At 42.5% G+C, this 17,092-nt stretch carries 13 protein-coding genes and 1 pseudogene; 11 read left to right on the top strand and 3 right to left on the bottom strand.

The annotated features are described in order from the left end of the window. The first annotated feature begins 51 nt into the window (after positions 1-51). A protein-coding gene (locus ACT7WV_RS23865) for an IS5 family transposase (protein ID WP_445101302.1) occupies positions 52-884 on the top strand; the annotation gives its coding sequence in 2 pieces (ribosomal slippage) (positions 52-436 and positions 436-884; 834 coding nt in all). Here the strand turns inward: ACT7WV_RS23865 and ACT7WV_RS23860 are convergent. The 3 genes from ACT7WV_RS23860 to ACT7WV_RS23850 form a co-directional block, all read right to left on the bottom strand. Continuing rightward, positions 881-1,555, bottom strand: a complete 675-nt coding sequence (locus ACT7WV_RS23860; RefSeq protein ID WP_445105259.1) for a hypothetical protein — start codon at positions 1,553-1,555, stop codon at positions 881-883. The two genes, ACT7WV_RS23865 and ACT7WV_RS23860, sit on opposite strands and share 4 nt — an antisense overlap. Then, positions 1,556-1,849 carry a hypothetical protein gene (locus ACT7WV_RS23855; RefSeq protein WP_445105258.1) on the bottom strand — a complete coding sequence of 98 codons (294 nt, stop codon included), beginning with the start codon at positions 1,847-1,849 and terminating at the stop codon, positions 1,556-1,558. Between the two features lie 645 nt (positions 1,850-2,494). Next, a complete protein-coding gene (locus tag ACT7WV_RS23850) occupies positions 2,495-4,447 on the bottom strand; it encodes an alpha-amylase family glycosyl hydrolase (protein ID WP_445105257.1) in 1,953 nt (650 codons plus the stop codon). Positions 4,448-4,876: 429 nt separating this feature from the next. On the opposite strand from ACT7WV_RS23850, the gene psaC reads away from it, so the two are divergent. The 10 genes and pseudogenes from psaC to ACT7WV_RS23800 all read left to right on the top strand — a co-directional run bounded on the left by psaC (position 4,877) and on the right by ACT7WV_RS23800 (position 16,946). Further along, the gene (gene psaC / locus ACT7WV_RS23845) at positions 4,877-5,122 is read left to right on the top strand and encodes a photosystem I iron-sulfur center protein PsaC (RefSeq protein WP_006616272.1); all 246 of its coding nucleotides are present in this window, start codon (positions 4,877-4,879) and stop codon (positions 5,120-5,122) included. Between the two features lie 186 nt (positions 5,123-5,308). Then, positions 5,309-7,708, top strand: coding sequence for a glycoside hydrolase family 15 protein (locus ACT7WV_RS23840; RefSeq protein WP_445105256.1), 2,400 nt, complete (start codon positions 5,309-5,311; stop codon positions 7,706-7,708). 104 nt (positions 7,709-7,812) lie between these two features. Beyond that, a complete protein-coding gene (gene glmS, locus ACT7WV_RS23835) occupies positions 7,813-9,711 on the top strand; it encodes a glutamine--fructose-6-phosphate transaminase (isomerizing) (RefSeq protein ID WP_445105255.1) in 1,899 nt (632 codons plus the stop codon). A 196-nt stretch (positions 9,712-9,907) separates the two neighbouring features. Further along, a complete protein-coding gene (locus tag ACT7WV_RS23830; RefSeq protein WP_445105254.1) occupies positions 9,908-10,291 on the top strand; it encodes a PDDEXK family nuclease in 384 nt (127 codons plus the stop codon). Positions 10,292-10,322: 31 nt separating this feature from the next. After that, positions 10,323-11,534, top strand: coding sequence for an RNA-guided endonuclease InsQ/TnpB family protein (locus ACT7WV_RS23825; RefSeq protein WP_445101400.1), 1,212 nt, complete (start codon positions 10,323-10,325; stop codon positions 11,532-11,534). Between the two features lie 13 nt (positions 11,535-11,547). Continuing rightward, a pseudogene (locus ACT7WV_RS23820) lies at positions 11,548-11,700 on the top strand (TnsA endonuclease N-terminal domain-containing protein); the annotation flags it as partial. A gap of 3 nt (positions 11,701-11,703) precedes the next feature. Beyond that, complete coding sequence (locus tag ACT7WV_RS23815) at positions 11,704-12,024, top strand: TnsA endonuclease C-terminal domain-containing protein (protein WP_445105726.1); 321 nt, start codon at positions 11,704-11,706, stop codon at positions 12,022-12,024. 21 nt (positions 12,025-12,045) lie between these two features. Further along, positions 12,046-14,283 carry a hypothetical protein gene (locus ACT7WV_RS23810; protein ID WP_445105253.1) on the top strand — a complete coding sequence of 746 codons (2,238 nt, stop codon included), beginning with the start codon at positions 12,046-12,048 and terminating at the stop codon, positions 14,281-14,283. After that, a complete protein-coding gene (locus tag ACT7WV_RS23805; RefSeq protein ID WP_445105252.1) occupies positions 14,270-15,982 on the top strand; it encodes an ATP-binding protein in 1,713 nt (570 codons plus the stop codon). The genes ACT7WV_RS23810 and ACT7WV_RS23805 overlap by 14 nt, the downstream gene beginning before the upstream one ends. 4 nt (positions 15,983-15,986) lie before the next feature. Further along, complete coding sequence (locus ACT7WV_RS23800; RefSeq protein ID WP_445105251.1) at positions 15,987-16,946, top strand: TniQ family protein; 960 nt, start codon at positions 15,987-15,989, stop codon at positions 16,944-16,946. Positions 16,947-17,092: the final 146 nt, after the last annotated feature.

Here is a 17,092-nt window from a genome sequence, read left to right as displayed (position 1 = left end):
TTGCAAAAGTCCAGTAAAAAAGAGATAAATAGGTCAGTATGAGGGAAAATAATGACCTATGAAAAGGTGAAAGACCTAAAACCCCAAGAGTTCAAACGCCTTTGTGGAGTTAGAAAAGAGACGTTTGCTAAGATGGTTGAGTTAGTGGAAACAAATGAAAAACAGAAGATAAAAACCGGAAGACCGTCCAAATTAAGTCCAGAAAATCAAGTATTGATGACGCTCGAATACTTACGAGAGTACAGAACTTACTTTCATATCGGTCAACATTGGGGACTTAACGAATCAACAGTATATCGAATAATTCGTAAAATAGAAAATATTTTAATCAAGTCAAAAGAATTAAGGATTCCGGGAAAGAAACAACTATTGAAATCGGGAAACCCAATAGAGATAGCAGTTATCGATGTAACTGAAACTCCCCTGGAGCGTCCTCAAAAAAACAGAAAAAGTTCTACAGTGGCAAGAAGAAAAAGCACACTTTAAAATCTCAACTTATCGTTGAAAAAAACAGCAAAGAGATTATCTGTATTGCATGCGGCAAGGGTAAAGAACACGACTTTAAGTTGTTTAAACGGAGTAAAACCAATCTAAAGACAGAGATACAGTGTCTCGGAGATCGAGGATATCAGGGAATAGCGAAAATCCACAAACAAAGTCGGATACCCCATAAAAAACCCAAGAAGAGCAAACTATCAAAAGAACAAAAAAAAGAGAATCATAAATTAGCTTCAGAGAGGATAGTGATTGAACATGTTTACCGTCGCCTCAAAATATTTAGAATTTTATCCGAGCGATATCGCAACAGAAGAAAAAGGTTTGGTTTACGCTTTAATTTAATTGCAGGCATCTATAATTACGAACTTCGTTTGAACTCAAATTAGTTAGCTGCCGCTACTTTTGCAAGAGGTCTATTCTCAGCGCTGAAGCGACCTCCTCCAGTGGTAGTTCCACCACCAGTGCTTACAAGGGTGATATTGTCTTTACTCACATTACCGCCTGTCCCTACTGTTACTTGGGGTTCCTTCTGCCCTTCATACTCTTCGGTTACTTCAGTCACACTGACTGTGTTAATTTCTAGAACAACTTGTCCTTTATTGTCTTCTTTGTAGGTATCAAAGAAAAATCCTAAAATAGTGGTTTTTTCTTTGACTTCTAAAATGAATTCGTCTTGTAAACCGTTGAGCGAACACCAAGTTTCTTCAACTTCGAGACCAGTAAGATTAGAAATAAATTTCCCATCTTTAATCCATAGCAAAGCCCAAGGTTCTAATTGGAATTTTTGCTCAGAAGACCAATAAGTAGCGTTGCTTTCACGAATCTTGAGCTTGTAATTGCCTGGTTTCAATTCAATAAAATTGGAATTGGGTTGCTTCAGCTTAGATAGAACTCCTTCATCAAGAACATAACAGTTTTTCTTGCCACCAACTGTTAGAGTTTGAGGATTAAAATGTGGTTTATTGCTGCTAATTAAAAGGTTAACCGCTCCTTTGTTATCATTATTATTCACATCAAAAAACAAAGCACAAATAACAGCTTTCTCTTTGACTTCCAACTATAACGTCTTGTTATATCCGTTTAAGGTTGTCCAAGTTGCACCTGTTTCACTACCTGTGTTTTTGTTGATAAATGTACTACCATCAACCCCATATATCCAAAGTACAACAAAAGGTTCGCCTTCAGTTTTGCTCTGAGCATAACTATAGCGACCACTGGTGATTTTTATATCAAAAGTCCCTTTCTCCAAAGTAAAAGAACTAGCAACATTTTGTTGCAGGTGGTTCATTTTGTTAGCGTCAATAACGTAACAACTGTTTTTGGTATCAATGGTTAAAAGTTTCATTTTCATTGAATTTGCTTTCTGAGTTTTATAGCATATAATTATAGTCTATAGTTGGCCAAACCAACTAAAAGTGATATTACTTTTGATAATTTTATTTTAATTCTCTGGGAGTGACAGAAGAGGGGTAAATTGTGAGAGCTACCTATTTCAACTCTTGTCCATCTGTGAGCAACATAATTACGAATTATGCATTACGAATTACGAATTGTTAATCCTTGTGCAGGGGGTTTGGGGGGGGAAGTCCCCCAAGCAAGATCGTTCACAACAAAAGACTATTTTAGCTGTTTCGGCAAGAAGCCCCGCCCCATAATCCCTGATTTGGGGTCGGGATGAATTGCCAGTGAAATTTGGTAAAATTGTTCATGTAGGTTAAGAAAATCAAGTGCTAACCGCCGCCTACAAATTGAACCTAGACAACTGAAAGTATGGGGTTTTACCAGGAATTGTGCATACATCGCATAGCCTCTTGTATCTAAAACTTTCAAGGAATGTAGGTAGAGCTAGAAATTTCTCTACTCCTTCTCCGGTGGGGCAGCACGGGGAAGTAAAACTAAGCTCAGGAAATGTTGCCAATGGCGAAGTCACTGAGAAGCCAGCGCTGTAATCTTTGATTCAGCGACTGGAGCTGTCACTCAGTCAGTACCCTTCATCTCAAGACTCTCGTCCCGACACCCATTGATCTCGCCACTTTACCGTTCCTTCACTGGCAATAACCCAACGACGACAGACAAGATTTTCTCGCAAGGGTGATTCATCTTGACGCCACATAGCATATTTATAAGCAATCAACTTCCCTGCACTCTCATCGAAGGGAATTTCGCCAAACCAGGTATTAGAGTTAATATACTCCAAAGGGTAAGCCTTGCTAATATCCCAATTGCCCAACTCCGGACAATCTCCTGTAACTACTATTGTTTCACCGGGCTGAGTATCAACAGCATTTAACTGCACCCGCACAATCGTTTGCCCTTTAACTCTTTCCCCAACATGACTAATAATAATTACTTGTTTTGAGTCTAGTTCCAGATTTTGCAGTTGCCCGTCTATAACCTCATATTTCTGGCGCGATAAAACATCTGTATGTTCTCCATCAGGCAACTCTGTATCCACGGCTTCTAAAGTTACAGCTTCTCCCCGATTCATCGCCACAAATAGTAAGGAATCCCGGTAACGCCGTACATAGCAATAGATATCGGGAGTCAAATGCTTTTGCCACTGAGAACCCATCGATACAGCAGGATTGAGTCGCCGCAAACCCGAAAGTAAGCGAATATCGCGGTAAAGAGACGTGTTAGTGTCCCATTGTTCCATCATCGGACGATTGTAGGGGTCGTTATTCCCATAAGGATTATCATCCCCGTTGGTATCATTGTGGAGATACTGTTCTGTGCCGTAATAAAGACAGGGAATACCACGAGAGGTCATCAAAAGTGCGATCGCTAAACGCAAAATTTCCGGGTCAGAATTCAACGTCTGAAAGCGATGCATATCATGATTATCGATAAAGGTAATCAGTTCAGTTGCCCCGTTATAACGATAATCTTGATCGAAAATCTCTTGAACCAGATGAAATCCTCCCTCATCGCCTAAGCCTAATGCCTGTCTAATTGCCATGCACAGACCAAAATCCAAAGTACTCATGCCAGAATGGTTGGCAAATTCTACTGAAAGATCATTGCTGGGGTTGCTATAAATCCACTCTCCAAAGATGAAAACATCCGGCTTATAGGTTTGAATATCAGCGTTAAATTCCTGCCAAAACCAAACAGGCATATGCTTAACTGTATCAACCCGTAAAGCATCTACTCCTCGGTCTAACCATTGCTTAATTGCTGACTTGATGTATTTGCGATACTCAGTATTATTTTCGTTAAAAGTCGCCAGTCCTGACAATTCGCAGTTTTGCACTTGCCATTCGTCTTCCCAGTTGGTTACTTCACCATAATGGTGATACCAGTCATCCTGATCGTCATTAAAATCAGCAATTTTTACGCCATCATCGTAAAGTTCCCCTTTTTTGCCACTAAAATCCGGGTTGCTGTGGTTACACACAATATCTAATACCAGTTTCATATTGCGTTTGTGTAACTCAGCGATTAATTGGTCGAAAACTGTATCTTTCGCTTCTTGGCTTTTGTTAAGCGAGGGCTGATCATTTTTGTGAATAAAACGGGGATTGATGCGCTTGAAGTCTTTTGTCCAATAACCATGAATCGCTGCTTGTTCGACAAATAAGGCTTCGACTTGCTCAAATAAAGGAGTCAGCCAAACTGCCGTTACTCCTAAATTTTTCAAGTAGTCCAGCTTATCAATCACTCCTTGCAAATCTCCACCCCAATATTTACCCCAATCTTGTCGATCTGGGTCATAAAGTTCCGGGTTAGGCCCTTGATTGTTTTCTGGATCACCGTCGTGAAAGCGATCTACCACAATAAAGTAAAGAGTTTCTTGGCGAAACTCGATATCTCTGGTATAGAGGAAATCTAAATCTATGTCGCTTTCGGGCTGAATTTCCTCGACAAGAGTCTTGACTTCAGCCTCAGCCTGACTATCGGTAACTTGGTACTGAGATGAGGAAGATTGAATTGGTCGATTTGAAGTCATTAATTTTACTTAAAAGTGACTTAAAAAATGGTAAGGAATAGTCTAAGAAACTCAGGAATTTTTGCTCTAAAACAACCCTTAAGCCTAATTAGTTTATCGCACCCCTAAGTAATTAATGAGAAACATTAACTACAAATAGCCAACAGATGCATCAGAGATAGAATAGACAGTTCTCATAAGTCATCTAGGATTGCTATATTTGTATTAACCTTAAAGGAAAAGAGTATCAAGGTTATAATCAAACAACTCCTAGGGCGGTGAAGACGGTTGTAAACGCGCTACTAGAGAACATCGAAACTAAGCAAAGTTTATTACAGAGTTTGAAGTTATGTAGCCTTTTGCAAGAGTGATTAATGCACTAAGGTAAACTAGGCCTTAATCCAGAGTTCTCATAACAATTAAGAACACTCGGTAAGGAGCCGATACTCAATGTCTCATAGCGTTAAAATTTACGACACCTGCATTGGCTGCACTCAATGCGTCCGGGCCTGCCCCCTAGACGTACTAGAAATGGTGCCCTGGGATGGCTGCAAAGCTGGTCAAATTGCCTCTTCTCCTCGTACAGAAGACTGCATTGGCTGCAAGCGATGCGAAACTGCTTGTCCGACAGACTTCCTCAGCGTCCGGGTTTATCTGGGTGCTGAAACAACCCGCAGTATGGGTCTAGCGTATTAGAAAGCCCGCCAAGGGATTGGAAGTATCGATAGCAATTTCAGATAACCTACCCTAGGCGACTTTAGTTCAGTCTAGGGTTTCTCGCCTATTTAAACCAACTAAATATCCCTCTCTCGTAATACACAGCTAGCGGCAGATGCTGCCAAAATTACACTGAAGCTGAAAATTACAGTTGGGGGAACTGGCATGACAAAATTTCGTGGCGATCGCACAGCTTTTGGGCATCCAGGAATAGAACCTCGTTGGACTCATGGTAGTAAAGACGGGGTCGGTACGGCCTACTCTGTGGCTAGCAGAGCTTGGTTTACGCTCTGGAACGGTGTCATCACTGAAGTCTACTACCCTACCATCGACAAACCTCAGATCCGAGACTTGCAGTATCTAGTGAGTGATGGAGAAAGTTTTTTACACGAAGAGAAGCGCCATCTAGATACCAAAATCGAGCGGATGTGGAAGTATGCTTTAGGATACCGCATCACCAACTGTGACCCCCAAGGACGCTACTCGCTGGAAAAAGAAATCATCAGTGACCCCCACCTGCCCTGTATCCTCCAGCACACCAAACTTAAAGGTGACAAAGAGTTACTCAAAAAGCTGCGACTCCATGCCCTGTGTGCGCCCCATCTGGAAGTGGGAGGCAGGGGGAACAACGCTTATATTATTCAAGTAGCAGGCAGAGAAATTCTGGCAGCAGAAAAAGGTGGTACTTGGTTAGCAGTAGCTGCTACGGTGAAGTTTAAGCGGCTTTCCTGTGGCTATGTGGGCAACAGCGATGGCTGGCAAGATTTAGCAGATAATTTCCAGATGGATTGGGAATTTGACCAAGCGGTTGATGGTAACGTTGCTCTTACTGGAGAACTTGACCTGTCAGAAACTCGCGAATTCACCCTAGCACTTGCCTTCGGGAAAAATATCCATAATGCGATCGCAACTCTGTTTCAATCTCTAGATATTTCCTTCTCACAGCAATGTCAAAAATTTATCGAACAGTGGGATCGCAGTTGCGGTAAAAGTCTTCCCTTAGAAGAAGTAGCAGAAGATGACGGGAATCTTTACCACAGTAGCTACAGTCTGCTACTAGCCCATGAAGACAAGGCTTACCCCGGCGCGATTATTGCCTCCCTGTCCATCCCTTGGGGACAAGTCAAAAAAGACAAAGAGAAATACGGCGGCTATCATCTAGTCTGGCCCCGTGACTTATACAACAGCACCACAGCCATGTTGGCAGCAGGATACACCGAAACCCCCCTGCGCACCTTGGTCTATTTAGCCACGATGCAGCGCCCAGACGGCAGCTTTCCCCAAAACTTTTGGATTGACGGTACTATAGACCGACAGAGTGTGCAACTCGATGAAGTCGCCTTCCCAATTTTACTGGCGTGGCGCTTGTGGCAGGAAGATGCCCTGCGTCATTTCGACCCCTACCCCATGGTAATTGGGGCGGCAGGCTACCTGATTCGTCAAGGCCCTGTCACCCCCCAAGAGCGTTGGGAACAGTCTTCTGGTTACTCGCCAGCTACCTTAGCTGTCACTATTGCGGCGCTAATTTGTGCTGCTTGCTGGGCAAGGAACCGGGGTGATCAAGAAACAGCTAAGTTTATTGATGAGTATGCCGACTTTTTAGAATGCCATATTGAAGCTTGGACAGTGACTACAGAAGGCACTTTAGTACCGGATATTAAACGGCACTACATCCGCATTCACCCAGCAGACGTTAACAACCTCCAACCAGACGAAAACCCCAATCAAGGTAATCTCTACATTCCCCATCGCCATCCCGACACACAACAAGAATTCCCCGCCAAAGAAATTGTTGACCCCAGTTTTCTAGAACTGGTACGCTACGGCATTCGCCTTCCCCATGACCCCCTGATTGTCGATTCCCTAAAAGTAGTAGACGCTATACTCAAGACAGATACCCCCCATGGTCCCGTATGGCGGCGCTACAACCACGATGGTCATGGACAAAGAGATGATGGTAGTCCCTGGCAAGGTTGGGGAACAGGTCGCTCTTGGGTACTGCTGACGGCGGAACGTGGACAATATGAATTAGCCGCAGGGCGAGATGTGCGACCTTTTATTCGGGCGATGGAAGGATTTGCCTCCGGTACTGGTCTTTTGCCAGAGCAAGTTTGGGATGCCCCAGATATTCCGGAAGCTCACATGTACCTAGGAGGGCCTACAGGTTCAGCAACACCGCTAATGTGGTCTCACTCAGAATATATTAAGTTGTTAAGGTCAGCTTTTGAGGGAAAAGTTTTTGACTCGATTCCCGAAGTAGCCCAGCGTTATGGTGAGCGTGGAAACTGTGAATTACTAGAAATTTGGCAGCCTAACCGACAAGTAAAATCTGTGAAGCCGAATTATCGACTGCGTATTCAAGCAACGTCATCCTTTAGACTACGCTGGTCAGTTGATCAGTGGCAAACGTTACAGAATACAGACTCAACGGCGACTCCCCTGGGTGTTGAGTACGTTGATATCTCGATTGGGGCAGATCAAAAGGCTCCCATCTGTTTTACCTTCTTTTGGGAATCACAGCAACATTGGGAGGATCGTGATTATCTGGTAGCTGTTAGGACTTAGATATTTTCTAGCCTGTAAAGAGGCTTGAAGTTCTCCTCCTCGCCTATTAGCTTTGAGCGAATAAGATGTTAAAGACTGGTGTAAGCGACAGGAGAAAACGTTAAATGTGTGGAATCGTTGGCTATATCGGTACCCAAACAGCTACAGATATTCTGATCGCAGGCTTAGAAAAGCTAGAGTACCGGGGTTATGATTCTGCTGGAGTTGCGACAGTCTTAGAAGGAGAAATTCACCGAGTTCGGGCTAAGGGCAAACTCTACAATTTGCGCGAAAAGCTGGAACGCATCGAGAACCCAGCGCGCATTGGTATTGGACATACCCGTTGGGCAACCCACGGCAAACCAGAAGAACACAACGCTCACCCTCACGTAGATACTAAGATGCGGGTGGCGGTGGTGCAGAACGGAATTATTGAGAATTACCGTGATCTGCGGGAGGAATTGAAACAACGGGGACACGAGTTCCTCACAGAAACCGATACTGAGGTTATTCCCCTGCTAATTGCAGAGTTTTTACCCAAAGCCCCAACAGATAACTATCAGTACCCTAGTCCTTTTTTGGAGGCAGTATGTAAAACCGTTCAGCGACTAAAAGGCGCTTTTGCGATCGCAGTTATTTGTGCTGATTACCCTGATGAGCTGATTGTGGCACGGCAGCAGGCTCCTCTGACAATTGGCTTTGGTCAAGGGGAATTTTTTTGTGCTTCCGATACTCCAGCCTTGGTATCTCATACCCGCGCAGTTTTGACCTTAGAAAATGGGGAAATGGCACGACTAACCCCAATGGGTGTTGAAGTTTACGACTTTCAAGGGCATCGCCTCAAAAAATTCCCTCGCACCCTAGACTGGAATCCTGTACTTGCAGAAAAGCATGAATTCCGTCACTTCATGCTCAAAGAAATTTACGAGCAACCAGGGGTGGTGCGCACTTGTTTAGAGGCATATCTCAATAGCGATTGGAATGCTCAAGCCAATGACAAGCAGCCGATTCAGTTGGGAATGCCAGACTCACTCTACGAGAACTTAGAACAAATTCAAATTCTGGCGTGCGGCACTAGTTGGCATGCTAGTTTAGTCGGCAAGTACCTGTTGGAGCAATTAGCAGGAATTCCCACAGTTGTGCAATATTCCTCAGAGTTCCGTTACGCACCACCGCCACTAACCACGAACACCCTAACAATTGGCGTTACTCAATCTGGAGAAACGGCTGATACTATAGCAGCCTTAGAGATGGAAAGACAGCGCCGCACTGGTTTGGACTCAGCTTATCAGCCACGACTGTTAGGAATTACCAATCGACCAGAGAGTTCTTTGGCTCAACTGGTACCTCAAGTAATTCATACTCATGCAGGCATTGAAATTGGTGTTGCCGCCACTAAAACTTTTGTCACCCAGTTGATCGTATTTTACTGTTTAGCTCTCGATTTAGCCTATCGCCGTCAAACTCTATCAGCGTCCCGTATTGAGGAAATTATCGTCGGTTTACGACAGTTGCCAGCCCAAATCGAGTTAATTCTAGAGAGTCAAGAGAACTACGTCGAAGAATTAGCTCATCAGTTCCAGGAAACGCAAGATTTCATCTTCTTAGGACGTGGAATTAACTTCCCCATTGCTCTAGAAGGGGCGCTCAAACTCAAGGAAATCAGCTATATTCACGCGGAGGGTTACCCAGCAGGGGAAATGAAGCACGGGCCGATTGCCTTGTTAGACGCTAAGGTGCCAGTGGTTGCGATCGCCATGCCTGGTAGTGTTTATGAAAAGGTACTCTCTAATGCCCAGGAAGCTAAAGCCCGCGACGCCCGTTTGATTGGGGTAGTACCCATTAATGACCCAGAAGCGGCCCAGACTTTTGATGACTTGTTACCAGTGCCAGCCGTAGAAGAGTTGCTCTCACCGATACTTTCTGTGATTCCTTTGCAGCTTCTCGCTTATCATATTGCGGCAAGGCGTGGCTTAGATGTAGATCAGCCGAGGAATTTGGCGAAGAGCGTGACTGTAGAATAACTACATGGTTATATGTCCATTTGATTGTAGACTAAAAAAACCGTCAAACAATTTGGAAAACGGTTAAACAATTTAAAAAACGATTGAACAATTTCTCTGGCTGAAGTACGATCTCTGGAAATGATCGTGCGTACTGATAACGCCGCGATGGGCGCTTTGCGCACCGCCGCAGGCATCGCTTCCGGAGGTCTTTTTCATGGGAAAGCGGGAATGGACACAAGCAAAATTTGAGCGATACCTCAAGGAGGGTCGCGGTCAGGGCAGTGGCAAAGATTACAAACCTTGGCATAGAGTTAGGGAAGTTCCATCAAAAGGTCGCTCGTCTCGACCACCAAGCTGGAAAACCAATCGCGAACATCATTTGCTCTCAGACAATGAGACACGATTATTTTATCTATTTGAGTGGTCAGATGCAGTCACAGACATAAGAGAGCAGTATCCCTTGCTCGATCTTGAGCTAGCGATGAGTATAGCAGAGGAGATGGGGATAAAGTATCCTACACAGAACAATACTCCCTGGAATTTGACCGAAAATAATGGGATTCAAGCCTCCCCCCTTCCAGGGGGACTTTGTTTATGATATGTTTTTGATGTAGGTTTTTCCACGTCAAATGATTGTCTTAGAGTTCAAGGCTAAGGGAAAAACAACTCAATACGCTGCTATAGATGAGGCGATTAGAACCGCTCAATTCGTCCGCAACAAAGTTATCCGTCACTGGATGGATAATCGAGGTGTAGGACAAAAAGAGCTGTATCGCTACAACACTAAGCTCAGAGCTGAGTTTCAATTCGTGAAAGCCTTGAACTCTCATGCTTGTCAGGTTGCAGTTGAAAGAGCCTATAGCGCTATTGCTCGGTTCTACAGCAATTGTAAGAAGGCTATTCCAGGGAAGAAAGGCTATCCAACGTTTAAGAAAAATTGTCGATCACTCGAGTACAAAACTTCAGGATGGTCGCTTTCTGCCACCCGAAAACAAATCACTTTCACGGATAAGAAAGGGATTGGCAAGCTTAAACTCAAAGGGACGTGGGATTTAAACTACTACCAGTTAGAACAGATAAAACGAGTTAGGTTAGTGCGTCGTGCCGATGGGTACTATGTTCAGTTCTTGGTAAGTGCCGAGAACAAAGTAGACATTAACCCAACAGGTAAAACTATTGGATTAGATGTTGGACTCAAAGAGTTCTACACCGATAGCAATGGACACACTGAAGCTAATCCTAGGTTTTATCGAACAGGCGAGAAGCGGCTGAGGTTTAGACAACGCCGTGTTTCTCGCAAGAAAAAAGGCTCAGCCAACCGTAAAAAAGCCATTAATCGACTAGGACGAGTACACCTCAGAATAAGTAGGCAACGTGAAGAACACGCCAAAAGACTGGCGCGTTGCGTAATCCAATCTAACGATTTGGTAGCCTATGAAGATTTGAGGATTAGAAACTTAGTTAAAAATCATTGTCTTGCCAAATCTATTAATGATGCAGGTTGGTATCAATTCAGGAAGTGGCTAGAGTATTTCGGGGTTAAGTTTGGCAAGATAACTATTGCGGTTAATCCTTCCTACACTTCGCAAAAATGCTCTAGTTGTGGCACTCTTGTCAAAAAGTCCCTATCGATGAGAACCCATATTTGTCAGTGTGGGTTCGTGTTAGATAGAGACTGGAACGCCGCTATCAACATCCTGAAATCAGCCTTGAGTACCACAGGGCATGTGGGAACTTGGGTCATCAACCCGAACGCTTTGGGAGATTCGACCTCTACTTTGATTGGAGAAATCCTGTTAAAGCAAGTTGGGTCTATGAACAAAGAATCTCCGCACTTATAGGACGGAGAGTGTCAAAACTGACTTCATGCTGTCGGTGCATCAAAACGGAAAGTCAATTCAGATTGCCCGAACAGTCAAAGAAACAAAAGATTTAGAAAAAAAATCAGTTGCAGAAAACTTTGAGTTAGAGAGGCGCTACTACATCGCCAAAAGTATTGACTGGGGAATTGTGACAGAAAAGCATATTCCCAGGTTACTAGCAGAAAATGTTGGGTGGGTTCATCCTGACTACTGGTTAGAAGCAACTCCGGAAATGGATGTTGCAGAACTGCGTTCCTTAGCAAGTACTTTAAAGTTTAGGCTTCAAGAGAGTGATGCCACTATCAATAAAGTCACAACAGCTTTAGATTGCGAGATGAATATAGAAAGCGGTACATCACTCCGTCTTTTTAAGCATATGGTTGCTAGAAAGGAGATTGTTATGGATATGCTAGGAACCAAGATATCTAGCTGTCCTTCAACTAAAGCTATTAAAAGAATTATTTTTTAGAGAGTTTAACTAATAATTAAAGTGAATAATGACTTGTTTTTAAATGAACTCATTGAATGGCACGATAATTCAGAAAAGCCATTAATTGAACGAGTACTCTGGATTGATGAAGGTTATATCATTGCCTTTCTTTTCGATATTAAGGCCAAAAAAGGATTTCCTCAACCTAAAAAAGTATCAGAGATACTAGAAGCTATCTCTGCTGGTCTTGCCATTAAGCAAATACAAGACCCTTGGGCAAGGATAGTGCGCGATGAAAGTTTAACGACGAGGGAAAAAGAGGTAAGGGACAAAGCCTGGGAAATAATCTCATCTATAGCTGTTCAAGAACCATCAATTTACTACAGACATGAGCGTGGTTCTCTCGTAAAGAAGGTTGTTGCAGAATACAATGCCCGAAGAGAGGAAGAAAAGTTAGTAGAAAAGACAGTCTATGGATACTTGAGAAGATATTGGCAAAGAGGTAAAACTCCTAATGCGCTCATTCCTGATCTTTTCAATTCCGCAGGTAAGGGGAAACTTAAAGGATGTGGAAAAGACAAGAGAGGCAGACCGAGAAAAAACAGACATATTTCAGAAATAGGTGAGGGTGTCAACGTAACCGAAAATGATAGAAAAGTATTTAGACTTGCCGTAACGAAATTTTACCAGAATATAAAGCAAAACTCTTTAGTAGATGCTTATAGTTTAATGGTCAGAGAATACTATAAAGAAGATATTAGATATGATGACAACGGCGTTAAAAAATCAATACTAATACCAGCTAATAAGAGACCGACACTAGAACAGTTTAGATACTGGTACAAAATCGAATATCAGAATGATGTAGAAAAAACAATTACATCTCGAAAAGGAGCAAAGCGTTTTTCTCTAGAGCATAGAGCAATTACGGGAACTTCCAAAATGGAAACTATTGGACCAGGTTCTCGCTACCAGATTGATGCAACTATCGCTGATGTATATCTGGTTTCCAAGTACAACCGCACTTGGATTATCGGTAGACCAGTAATTTACGTAATCATTGATGTTTTCAGCCGAATGATAGCGGGAGTTTATGTTGGTCTAGAGGGACCCTCTTGGATAGGAGCAATGATGGCTCTAGTCAATGCGGCTACAAATAAAGTAAAGTTTTGCTGCGAATATGGCATTGAAATTACAGAAGAAGAATGGCCTTGCTACCACATTCCAGATGCCATATTAGGTGACCGAGGTGAATTGATCGGGATGACGGTAGAGCGTAATTTTATTCCTAATCTCTATGTTCGCATTGAGAACGCTGCTTCCTATCGAGCAGATTGGAAAGGTTTAGTAGAAAGGCACTTCCGCATCATTCATGGATATGTCAAGCCATTTATGCCTGGTTATGTGGACACTGACTTTAGACAGAGAGGAGGAAAAGATTATCGACTAGATGGCAGGCTCGACGTAGAGCAGTTTACCGAAATTGTTATTCATATTGTTAGGCATCACAACAATCATTTCCTGTCCAAGTATGAAAGAGATACAGCAATGATTGCTGATGATATTCCTCCCATACCAAGAGAGTTATGGAAGTGGGGTATTGCTAATCGTTCCGGCAGACTAAGAACTTTTCCTGAAGATATCGTTAAGCTCAACCTGATGCCAACTGAAAAGGCTACCGTTACTGCTAAAGGCATCAAACTTAGGGGAAAGGAGATGTACTATACCTGTGAGAAGGCTGTTAAGGAGCAATGGTTTGAAAGGGCTAGAAGTAATTTGCTGTCCCAGCCAGAAAAGTACCTAATCATTTCCTACGATATCAGACAGCCCAACTTCATCTACCTTCCTTCTCCTGATGGTAGAGACTTTGACAAATGTTTTCTTATCGATCCAGAAGAACGGTATTTCGGCAAAAATTTCCACGATATTGAATATATGCTTGCCTACGAGAAACAGCAACAGGAAAAACATCGAAGCAAAGGTCAACAAGATAAAGTTGATTTGATGGCAGAAATTGAAAGTGTAACTGCACGAGCGACAAAAATGACTGATGCTGAGCTGAAACATAGTACAGTAAGCGATCAACAAAGAGTAACTGGGATTAGAAACAACAGAGCCTTTGAAAAGGCTGAACGACGCAAGAGTGAAGGGTTTGAAATAGGCAAGACTGAAATTCAGCAAGATGAGTCAGCAGTAGATACTAAACCCAAAGACTCCCAGCAGCAAAAGTCATTGCAGCCAGACTACTTCGATATTCTCAGCCAGAATCGGCAGGAGCTTAAACGTGAACAGGAATGATGAGTGGGAATGGGTTCAAATTCCTAACGGTGAACGGGCGGCTGTCGCTAAGTACACAGATCAAAAACTGCCTGAGTATAACTCTAACCCTTTGATTCAGGCACTTCCTCCTATTTTCTCTCCAGGGGAATTTGCCAGACGTGTAGCAAGACTGCCTCAATTTCATCCGCAAGAGAGGGAACTTGAGCGGCATTACAGATTTCATTGTATTGAAAGGCTATCTAGATATTTCGATCCACAGAATAGGTCTGTAGAGCTACAGCAGCAAATTTGCGTGCTAATCATGGAGGGATATTTAGGTCGAAATCTCTTAAACCCAGAATACGCACGTCGATCAAGGCAAATTTATCAAGCAATTGTAGCAGGAGACGGCAAAAACCTGGACAAATACGTAAATGTTCCCACTTCTGCATCTAGTTTGACGCTAATTGGTCCATCAGGCATAGGAAAGACAACCAATCTGATTAACATCCTCAACCTGTATCCTCAAGTTATCCTCCATCGAGACCACAGCGTATATCAACTTGTTTGGCTAAAAGTTGATTGTCCCCATGCTGGCTCATTAAAGGGTCTGTGTACAGATATCTTTTTGGCTGCTGATCGATTACTCGGCACAAATTATTTTAAAAAATTTGGTTCAAAGGGTAATTCTGAAGATTATATGCTGGCTCAGGTTGCCCAACTCGCTCATACTCAACATCTTGGAGTATTGATTGTTGATGAAATGCAAAACCTTGCTAAAGCTAGAAGAGGTCGCGATGAGTTGTTGAACTTTCTGGTCAAAATGGACAACATCATTGGAGTTCCAGTGATTCGTGCTGCTACCAATGAGGCTTTTCCAATTTTTCAGGGAAATTTCAGGAATGCGAGAAGAGCGATAGGAAAAGCAGGAGTCGTTTGGGACAGAATGTTGAAGGATAAGGATAGGGAATGGGAACACTTTTTAAAGGGAATGTGGGAATACCAATGGACAAAAGTGTTTGTTCCTATCACTGAAAAAATTAACAGAGAAGAAAAAATCAATGAGAGAATTAGTGAGGCTTTCTACGAGGAATGTCAAGGAATTATTGATATTGCTATTAAGCTTTATAAAATGGTGCAATGGCGGGCTATTTCTCTGGGAAGTGAAGAAATTACCGTCGAGCTGATTCACCAAGTTGCCGAAGAGGGTCTACAGATGGTCAAACCAATGCTAGATGCTATTCGGTCAGGGAAACAGGAATCGATGCAAAGATATGGCGATATTGCTCCTCTGGATACAACAGAATACTATAGTAAGTGCTTGTCTGAACTCAAATCAAGGGAATTAGAAGAGATTCGTAAACTAGCTCAGAAGCAGCAAAGCAGAGGGAATGTATCGGCAACCCTAAGTCATGTAATCCTTAAGCTTATGGAGTTGGATGTAGAGCCTGCTCTAGCAAAGGAGTGTGCTGAAAAGGTGGTTGCTGCTAAGGATGAAGACATGGAGATTCCCTCACTAGTCAAAGAGGCTTACACCTTAGCCTTGCAAGGCGGACAGTCAAAGGAAAATCCAACGAAGCCGAACAAGCGGAAAACAAAGCCTAAACCAAAGTACCAAGACAATGATATTCGTCTCCTTGTCGAAAACGCTAAAAAAGCGGAAAAACCTGCTTATGTATATTTAGAATTAGCAGGAATTATTAAAAGCCCAGTTGAAGACTTTATAAAATTAGTGTAGTCTTGTGGTTAGTTTTTTCCCTACTCCCTATCCGGATGAACTACTCTACAGCGTTATTGCACGATATCACACCCGGAGTGGTAACAGGAGCTTTAGGCAAACGGATATAGACTTATTTAACTATCCTTCCCAACAAGCAGCTAAAGTAATCTTATCTAATAACTTAGATTATCTAGTCAATAATTTTCCTATAGGCTCGAAGCAAACTAAGGAAAATCTTATTCAAAATCATACTTTATATCCTTTTTATGCAACGTTTTTAACTGCCACTGAAGCGTGGGTAGTCAAAGATTTAATGATAAAAAAAGTTAATAGCTCTCTGTTACAGGCGGCTAGAATAGCTCATACTCATACAGAAGATTCAAGAAAATTCTTCAGATTTTGTCCTCTCTGTCTGGAAAAGGATACACAAATATATGGAGAAACCTACTGGCATCGAATTAATCAGACTCCAGGTGTGCTAGTTTGTCCGATTCATGCTACAGCCTTGCATGATAGTTTAGTTTCCTTAGACGCAATAGGGATTCATTACCATGCCGCCAGTTCGGAGAACTGTCCACTCGGTAGCAACTCTACAACTTATCTTGACGAGACGCTGCAAAAGCTGCTCATGTTTGCTAAGGATATTGAATGGTTGGTGAACTCGTGCTATCTCCCTTTTCAGGGAATGGCTTGGCTTCGCAAACAGTATCAATCTTACTTGACACGTCAAAGCTTTCTAAAGATTTATTCAAAAAACAAATTTACCTTTAACAGTCATAGTTTTGCAAGTCATTTTCTTGAATTTTATGGAACTGAATTTCTGGAAAAGATTAATCCAATATTAATCAAAAAGCCAGAAACCTATTTAACTAATTGCCTGCTTGCTTGTGACGTAAATCCTTTGATTGACCGCGTTATGCATCTTCTACTCATCAATTTCTTGGTAGGTTCCATCAAGGATTTTTTTAGCTCAAACGTTTGAATCGAAACTACGCCGTTTTAAATTAATAATCCAGTAATGTCTGGAATTTACTAAGCTTTGTAAAGCAAATTGGGATTTTTCCTGAAGAAAGAAAAACTTACAAGATGGCTCTTTTAGGATGAGCGCTAATATCGAGCGTGCCAGCA

It is taken from the genome of Symploca atlantica LB2515 (genome assembly GCF_052546295.1).
This window is presented reverse-complemented; position numbering and strand designations above follow the sequence as displayed.

Bases quoted from the DNA above. Each gene is read 5' to 3' on its own strand.
- ACT7WV_RS23855 (WP_445105258.1), bottom strand. From the start codon at position 1,849: ATGAAAATGAAACTTTTAACCATTGATACCAAAAACAGTTGTTACGTT.
- ACT7WV_RS23850 (WP_445105257.1), bottom strand. From the start codon at position 4,447: ATGACTTCAAATCGACCAATTCAATCTTCCTCATCTCAGTACCAAGTT.
- psaC (WP_006616272.1), top strand. From the start codon at position 4,877: ATGTCTCATAGCGTTAAAATTTACGACACCTGCATTGGCTGCACTCAA.
- ACT7WV_RS23840 (WP_445105256.1), top strand. From the start codon at position 5,309: ATGACAAAATTTCGTGGCGATCGCACAGCTTTTGGGCATCCAGGAATA.
- glmS (WP_445105255.1), top strand. From the start codon at position 7,813: ATGTGTGGAATCGTTGGCTATATCGGTACCCAAACAGCTACAGATATT.
- ACT7WV_RS23830 (WP_445105254.1), top strand. From the start codon at position 9,908: ATGGGAAAGCGGGAATGGACACAAGCAAAATTTGAGCGATACCTCAAG.
- ACT7WV_RS23825 (WP_445101400.1), top strand. From the start codon at position 10,323: ATGATTGTCTTAGAGTTCAAGGCTAAGGGAAAAACAACTCAATACGCT.